Origin of the sequence: Streptomyces sp. ISL-96, assembly GCF_018614035.1 — a bacterium.
Classification (GTDB): Bacteria; Actinomycetota; Actinomycetes; order Streptomycetales; family Streptomycetaceae; genus Streptomyces.
The window spans coordinates 111,099-118,626 of the sequence record NZ_JAGGPA010000021.1 but is presented as its reverse complement, the minus strand read 5'-3'; the positions used below and the strand labels follow the sequence as shown (position 1 = coordinate 118,626).

Here is a 7,528-nt window from a genome sequence, read left to right as displayed (position 1 = left end):
CCCCCACTCCCACCCCCTCCCCGGAGTTGAGCCATGACCCCAGATGACCCCCTGCTGAAGATCCTGGCCTGCCCGCTCGACAAGGGCCCGCTCACCCTCCTCGCACCGGAGGACGCGCTCTACAACCCGCGCCTGCGCCGCCGCTACCCGATCGTCGACGGCATCCCCCAGCTGCTGCCCGCCTCGGGCGAACAGGTCCCGGAGGCCGAGCACAACCGCCTCATGACGCTCAGCCACGCGGCGGAAACGGAATCTCGGCAAGCACACGAATGAGCAAAGAGCTCGTCGCGCCGGGCGCCTTGGCCGAGAGGGGATCAACGCGTCACCACAGTCCGCTGCGCCGAGAAGTCGCCCCACTTCCCGTCCGGCAGCTTCGCGCGGAGCTTGATGCTGTAGCGGGTGCCGGGCGGCTCGCCGACCGTGAAGTGGTACGTCGCCGTGCCGGCCGGCGGGGTCGCGCCCCACACGATCGTCGTGGCCGGCTCCCCGTTGAGAAACAGCTGATGCTCACGCACGACACCCGGCCCACCGCCCGCACCCGCGACACGCGGAGGCGTCCACCGGAGCTCGATCCCGCGTACGCCCGCCTTCGTACGAGCCGTCGCCTTCAGTCCCCGCGGCGCGGTGGACGGACCGTCATCACGCCCCGAAGCAGTAGTCAGGTCGAGGGCGTTGCTGTCCCCCGACGAGTTGTCGGCGGCGTCGCGCGCGCGGACGGTGAAGGTGTATACGGTTCCGGGCCGCAACCCCGTGATCCGGGCCGAAGTGCCGGAGCCGCGCACGCTGTGGATACGGGAGTCCTCCTGGTAGATGTCGTACGACGTGACGCCGGTGTCGTCGGCGACCCGCCCCCAGGACAGGCTCACCGCACCGGTCCCCTCGACGCGCCCCCGCAGCCTCACCGGCGCGGACGGTGGCTTCCGGTCGTCCGGCGCGAGGGCGGGGGTCCTGACGGGGACGGCTCCGCCGGGGGCGGACAGATTGCCCGCGGCGTCACGGGCGCGGACGGTGAAGGTGTACGCGGTGGCGGGAGTGAGCCGGTCGACGTCGGTCATGTGCCGCGCCCCCGTCACGGTTTTGACCTTGGCGCCCTTCTCGTACACCTCGTAGCCGGTGACCGCCTTGTTGTCCGTCGACCGGTCCCACATCACGTGGACCGAGGTGGCACTGCCCGCCTGAGCCGTCACCCCGCCCGGCCTGGAGGGCTTCTCGGTGTCCCGTTCCGGTTCGGTCGCGGAACAGGCGGTCGCCGCCACAAAGAACAACGCAGAGCAGGCCAACACAGCGCATACGGTGGGGCGTTGCACGGTCAGACCCTTCATTGGAGGGCAATGGTCCAGACCTGTATGCCATGTGCGGCGATGCCCGGCAAGAGTGCGCGCGCGACCCACTACTAGGCTGACGCCCCAGAACGGACCGGATCAGGAAATAGGGGGCCGCCTGAATGGCGATCACGTACAGAATGCTCGACCCCCGCAGCCACACTGCGCGCGGCCGCGACAAATCCATCACCCACAAGCCGGGCTCACCGATCATGGTCACGGCCGACGACGGCAAGTCGCAGGACGGCCCGCGCCCCGTGGCCTACCTGCTGCGCAATACCGCCTCCGGCGGCCCCAACACGTACCTCCCCGGCGCCCGGGAAATCCTCCTGTACGGCGACGAGCAGTGCCGCGAGGTCCTCGCCACCGTGACGACGGAACACGGCACCGGCTTCGGATTCGGCGGCCCGCGCTTCGTCTACCGGGTACTGGACCCCGACGGCGAACTGATCGGCCGCATCTCACTGCGGCGCGGGCGGATCTTCCGCATCGGCCGTTCGCACTGGACCATGGAGCAGTCGGGCACACCGCCGGTGCGCGGCTCGGCCGGCCGCCTGATGTGGTGGGCCCTGTGGTGGACGGTGCTCCTGCCCGTCAACATCGCACTGGTCGTCGCCGCCTTCAGCGGCCTCGCCCAGGACCCGGTCACGACCCCGCGCCGCATCGTCTGGCGTGACGGCGCCGGCCGGGCCGTGATGTCCTTCCGGGGCCTGGCGGGCGACTACCGCGTCATACAGGACCACTGGGACCCCAGGATGGTGGCGTCCCTGGTGGCGATCCATCAGACGTACGTCTCGATCGCCATCAGCGACAGCACGGACTGGTACCACCGCTAGAAGAACAGGGACTGCGGTACACCAGCGGAGACCTCGGCGCCGGCGGCAGCCGGATCAGCTGGTCATGAACTCCGTGACCTCGTGCGCGAACGGGCGCGGGCGCTCCTCATGGACGTAATGACCGGCCGGGATGGTGATCAGCCGGCAGTCGGGGATGAGCGCGGCCATGTCCGGCATCCGGTCCTGCGGCATGGAGCTGTCCGGGCCGCCAGTGATGATCATGGTCGGCGCGACGATCTCGCCGAGGCTCTCGGCCCAGTCCGGGTCGGGGTCGGCGATCTGGCTCGTAATGGCCGGTACGACGGGCCAGTCGTAGTCCAGCGGCGCGTCGGGGCGTACCGCCGGAGCCTCGATGGCGCCGGGGAACGGCGGCGGGGTCTCCTCCAGGACGAGCCGCTCCACACGGTCCGAGTTGTCCTGCGCCAGCAGGCGGGCGACGATCCCGCCCATGCCGTGGCCGACGACGCCGACCCGGTCCAGCTCCAGCTCGTCGAGGAAGCCCAGCACGTCGTCCCGCATGAGCTCGACGGAGTACTCGTCGGGCCAGTCGCTCTCACCGTGCCCGCGCAGGTCGATGGCGTAGACCCGCCATTCCTCGCCGAGCGCCTCCCCGGCCTCTTCCCAGCTCGCCGACGACGAACCGAGTCCGTGCAGGAGCACGACCGGCGCCCCATACGAATCGCCCCAGGTCCGATAGGCCAGTCGCACGTCGCCGACATCTACTACAGAGTGCTCACCCATGCCCCCGACGCTACAGGCCGGGGCGGGACACTCCGACCGCGACCGCACGCACGGCACACCGCCCCGCCTACACGCGAGCCCGGTGACCGCACAAGAGCGTGAGCAGCGCACTTCGCGCCGGAGCCCGGGCTTCCGCACGCCCGGTGACGGTAAGTACAGGTGACGATACTTTTAGTGACGACCGACATCGTGGGCGGCCACCGCCGCGCACGAGGAAAGCATTCCACCATTTCCTTGTCCCACCGCTTGTCCCCTGCTTGTCACTGTGCTCGGGGAGGGCCTTTCTTGTTGCTGGTGAAAGCGGCGCGCGGCGCGCGCCGGTTCGTGGAATCCGTCAAGGGCGAGGACGGTTCGTACCGCCTCGACAACTGGCCGCGCGCGCACGCGCCCAGGATCCGCCGTCCGGGACGTGCCCCCGGGTTTCTACGCGTGGGTGCAGTGCGGGGAAGCGGTGGTGAGCACGTCCACCGTGTCCCCCACCGCAGAGCAAGAAGGGTGAACCATGTTCAGTGCATGGCCTGATGCCGTCGTGGCCGCTGCGGCCGCCCCGCTGCTGGTAGCGGGAGCGGCCAAAATGCTCACCCCCGAGGACAGTACGAACTGGCCGACCGGGCGGTGGTGGCCTCCCGCCCCGTTCGGACCGAGGCTGGCCGGCGGAGCCGAACTCGGCGCGGCCGCCACCGCCGTGGCCCTTCCCGGCCGCCCGGCGGCGCTGCTCGCCCTGGCCGTCTACGCCTGCCTGACCGTGGTGGCCTACACGCTGCGCGGGCAGACCTGCGCCTGCTTCGGCGGAGCCGCGCGGTCCACCGTAGGCCCACTCCATCTGGCCTGCACGTCGGCTGGGGCAGCCGCTTCCCTGGCGGCGCTCGCCGCCGGTCCCGGCACGACGCAGGGCGGACTGCGGGCGGTTGTCTGTGTGGCCGCCTCAGCCGTCACGCTCGCGGTTCTGCTGGTCGCCGACCAGCGGGGGCTGGTGCTGGGCGGCCCGCTCGGGCGACCGGGCGGTGGCCTGCTGACAGGGCAGAGCGACGACGCGGCCACCGACCCCACGGAACGGGTGCACGAGGTGCTGCTCTACACCTCCGTCGCCTGTCCGTCCTGCAAGTCGCTGCATCAGATCCTGGACGCCATGGAGCCCGCGCGCCGGCAGGCGGTCACCACGACCGTCCTGGGCGAGGACGAACAACTCCCCGACTTCCTGGACGGGTTGGGGCTTCCCGCCGCTTTCGGTCTGAACGCGACGGGCGAGGCGGTGTACGCCCCTGTCTCCGGCATCGGCGCGGTGAAGGCGCTCATCGAGTCGGTCACCATCGGGGCACCGGCGGGCAGTACCGAGACACCCGTGGGTGATGCCGTCCATAAACGGTGAGCAGCGGTGGCGGGACCAGCCGCGCGGAGTTGTCGGGACGAAACGCAGCGAAACAACGACGTGTGGCGCGTACGGCACCGGTAAGGGCCGTACGCGCCACACGTCGTGCGTGCGTCAGTGTCAGCGTCAGTGGGCGGTCGCCGGGATCTGGTCCGGGATCTCCGGCTGAGTGGCGTTCTCGTCCTGGCTGTCCTTCTTGCCCAGGTGGTTGAAGGCCAGGTTGAGCACGATCGCCACCACACACCCGGTGCTGATGCCCGAGTCGAGCACCACCAGCAGGTCCTCGGGGAAGGCGTGGTAGAAGGTCGGCGCCGCGATCGGGATGAGGCCGATACCGAGGGCGGCGGCGACGATCAGGGCGTTCTCGCCCTTCTCCAGCGCGGCCGTGGCGAGGGTCTGGATGCCGCTCGCCGCGACCGTACCGAAGAGCACGATTCCGGCGCCGCCGAGTACCGGCAGCGGTACGAGCGCGATCACGGAGGCCAGCACCGGGCACAGGCCGAGCAGGATCAGGATGCCGCCGCCGACGGCGACGACGAACCGGCTGCGGACCTTCGTCATCGCGACCAGGCCGATGTTCTGCGCGAAGGCGCTGCACATGAAGCCGTTGAAGAGCGGGCTGATCGCGCTGCCGAGGGTGTCGGCGCGCAGGCCGCCCTCGATGGTCTTCTCGTCGGCCGGGCGGCCGACGATCTTGCCGAGGGCGAGCATGTCGGCGGTCGATTCGGTCATGCACACCAGCATCACGATGCACATGGAGATGATCGCCGCGATCTCGAACTGCGGGGCGCCGAAGTGGAAGGGGGTCGGGAAGCCCACCAGGTCGGCGTTCTTGATGGCCTCGAAGTTGGTGATGCCCACCGGGATGGCGATGAGTGTGCCCGCGACGAGACCGAGGAGGATCGCGATCTGCTGGAGGAAGCCGCGCAGCAGCTTCCGCAGGGCGAGGACGATCAGCAAGGTCAGGGCGGCCATGCCGATGTTGGTCATCGAGCCGTAGTCGCCGGCGTGGGGATTACCGCCCTGGGACCAGTTGAAGGCGACCGGCAGCAGGGAGACACCGATCAGGGTGATCACGGTGCCGGTGACGACGGGCGGGAAGAAGCGGACGAGTTTGCAGAAGTACGGGGCGGCGAAGAAGCCCAGTACACCGGCGACGATGATCGCGCCGAAGATGATCGGTATCGCGTTGTCGCCCTCACCCTTGCCGATGGCGATCATCGGGGTCACTCCGGCGAACGAGACGCCGTTGACGAAGGGGAGCTTGGCGCCGATCTTCCAGAACCCGAGGGTCTGGAGGAGGGTCGCTATGCCGGCGGTGAAGAGGCTGGCCCCCATGAGGAAGGCCGTCTCCGTGGCGTCGAGCCCCACCGCGGGGCCGACGATCATGGGCGGGGCGACCACACCGGCGTACATCGCGGCCACGTGCTGGAGACCGCTGGTGAACATCTTGCCGGGCGGCAGCTTTTCATCGACCGGATGCTTCGGGTCGGGGCCGGAGGGGGATCCTGACGTGGATCCGGACTCGGCGGGGGCGGATTCGGCGGATGCATCTTTGCGAAACCTGGGCTTGGCGGCCACGGCGGTTCCTCCGGTCGGTTACACGCAACGGGGACGTGGATGTCAGGGAGGTGGTGCGGAGTGGAGCGTTGAAGCAGGTGGTGCAGATTGCATGACGCGTGGGGGGTGTCGGGGGGCGTAGCTGTGGGGCCTGTGGTGATGCCGGGCCGGGGAGGTTTGTCACCGTCCCCGGGGGCGCTCGCACTTGGGCGCGCGCCCCCGGGCACAGCTGCCGTGGACCCCGCTCGGGTCCGCGGCCGCCGGCCGAGGGCCGTCCCCCTCAGCCGGACTTCCGTGGGGGACGGTCAGCCCTGCGCGACGATCCGCGCGAGCCGCTGCGCCTCGGCCCGCGCGTCGCGGGCGATGGCGTCCTCGTCCACCGTGATCAGGTGGTTGTCCTCGACGACGGGCTTGCCGTTGACGAGCGACAGGGTGACCGGGGCCGCCGCGCCGAAGACGATGGCGGTGACCGGGTCGGCGATGGTGGAGTGGCCGAGGCCGTCGATCTTCCACATCACCAGGTCGGCGAGCTTGCCGGCCTCCAGCGAACCGATCTGGTCGGCGCGGCCGAGCACCTGGGCTCCGCCGTACGTTCCGAGGCGCAGCGCCTGGCGGGCGTTGAGCGCGTTCTCGCGGTGGGCGCCGAGGCGGTTGATCAGCAGGGCGTTGCGCAGCTCGGTGTGCAGCTCGCCCGACTCGTTGGACGCCGTACCGTCGACGCCGAGACCGACCGGGACGCCGGCCTTCAGCATGTCGGGGACCCGGGCGATGCCTGCCGCGAGGCGGGCGTTGGAGGACGGGCAGTGGGCGACGCCCGTGCCCGTACGGGCGAAGGCGGCGATGTCGGAGTCGTTCATGTGGACGCAGTGGGCCATCCACACGTCGCTGCCGAGCCAGCCGGTCGACTCGAAGTAGTCGGTCGGGCCCATGCCGAACAGTTCCTTGCAGAACTGCTCCTCCTCGACCGTCTCGCTGCCGTGGGTGTGCAGGCGTACGCCCAGGCGGCGGGCCAGTTCGGCGCCCTGCTTCATCAGTTCGGTGGAGACCGAGAACGGCGAGCAGGGGGCGACGGCCACCTGCGTCATCGCGTCGAAGGAGGCGTCGTGGTGCTTCTTGACGGTCTCCTCGGTCGCGGCGAGCGCGCCTTCGAGCGTCTCGACGGCGAAGTCCGGCGGCAGGCCGCCGTCCTTCTCGCTGCGGTCCATGGAGCCGCGGGCGAGGGTGAACCGTACGCCCATGTCGGAGGCGGCCCCGATGACGGCGCCGGACAGGTCGCCCGAGCCCTTCGGGAAGACGTAGTGGTGGTCCATCGCGGTGGTGACACCGCCGCGGGCCATCATGGCCAGCGAGCCCTGCGCCGCCGCCTTCACCATGCGCTCGTCGATGCGCGCCCAGGTCGGGTAGAGGGCGACGAGCCAGTTGAAGAGGTTGTGGTCGGTGGCCAGGCCTCGCGTGATCCACTGGTAGAAGTGGTGGTGCGTGTTGACCAGGCCGGGGGTGACCAGGTGGCCGGTGCCGTCGATGCGGCGTACGACGTTCTCCAGGCCCTCGGGGGCCTTGCCCGCGCCGATCGACTCGATGCGGTTGCCGGCCACCACGACGTACCCCGAGGCGTACTCGGTGTCGTTGGCGTCGACCGTTGCGATGGCACAGTTCTCGATGATGGTGCGCGCGGCTGCCTGTGCTGCCATGGTGCGTCC

The 7,528-nt window shown here is 70.1% G+C and carries 7 protein-coding genes; 3 read left to right on the top strand and 4 right to left on the bottom strand.

Annotated features, from left to right (window positions below; translation table 11 throughout):
- Window positions 1-33 precede the first annotated feature (33 nt).
- Window positions 34-273, top strand: a complete 240-nt coding sequence (locus J7E96_RS15405; RefSeq protein ID WP_215131723.1) for a Trm112 family protein — start codon at window positions 34-36, stop codon at window positions 271-273.
- Between the two features lie 41 nt (window positions 274-314).
- Here J7E96_RS15405 and J7E96_RS15400 read toward each other — a convergent pair whose 3' ends face one another.
- A complete protein-coding gene (locus J7E96_RS15400; RefSeq protein ID WP_215131721.1) occupies window positions 315-1,322 on the bottom strand; it encodes a fibronectin type III domain-containing protein in 1,008 nt (335 codons plus the stop codon).
- Between the two features lie 122 nt (window positions 1,323-1,444).
- Between J7E96_RS15400 and J7E96_RS15395 the strand changes: the two genes are divergently transcribed.
- Window positions 1,445-2,158, top strand: coding sequence for a hypothetical protein (locus tag J7E96_RS15395; protein ID WP_215131715.1), 714 nt, complete (start codon window positions 1,445-1,447; stop codon window positions 2,156-2,158).
- 54 nt (window positions 2,159-2,212) lie between these two features.
- Here the strand turns inward: J7E96_RS15395 and J7E96_RS15390 are convergent, their stop codons facing one another.
- Window positions 2,213-2,899, bottom strand: a complete 687-nt coding sequence (locus J7E96_RS15390; protein WP_215131710.1) for an alpha/beta fold hydrolase — start codon at window positions 2,897-2,899, stop codon at window positions 2,213-2,215.
- A 502-nt stretch (window positions 2,900-3,401) separates the two neighbouring features.
- On the opposite strand from J7E96_RS15390, the gene J7E96_RS15385 reads away from it, so the two are divergent.
- Window positions 3,402-4,268, top strand: a complete 867-nt coding sequence (locus J7E96_RS15385; protein ID WP_215131705.1) for a hypothetical protein — start codon at window positions 3,402-3,404, stop codon at window positions 4,266-4,268.
- Window positions 4,269-4,394: 126 nt separating this feature from the next.
- On the opposite strand, the gene J7E96_RS15380 is transcribed toward J7E96_RS15385, so the two are convergent.
- Entirely contained in the window at window positions 4,395-5,849 is a 1,455-nt protein-coding gene (locus tag J7E96_RS15380) for a nucleobase:cation symporter-2 family protein (protein WP_215131700.1), read from the bottom strand.
- A 284-nt stretch (window positions 5,850-6,133) separates the two neighbouring features.
- Window positions 6,134-7,519: an 8-oxoguanine deaminase gene (locus J7E96_RS15375; RefSeq protein WP_215131695.1), complete on the bottom strand. Its 1,386-nt coding sequence runs from the start codon at window positions 7,517-7,519 to the stop codon at window positions 6,134-6,136.
- Window positions 7,520-7,528 lie beyond the last annotated feature (9 nt).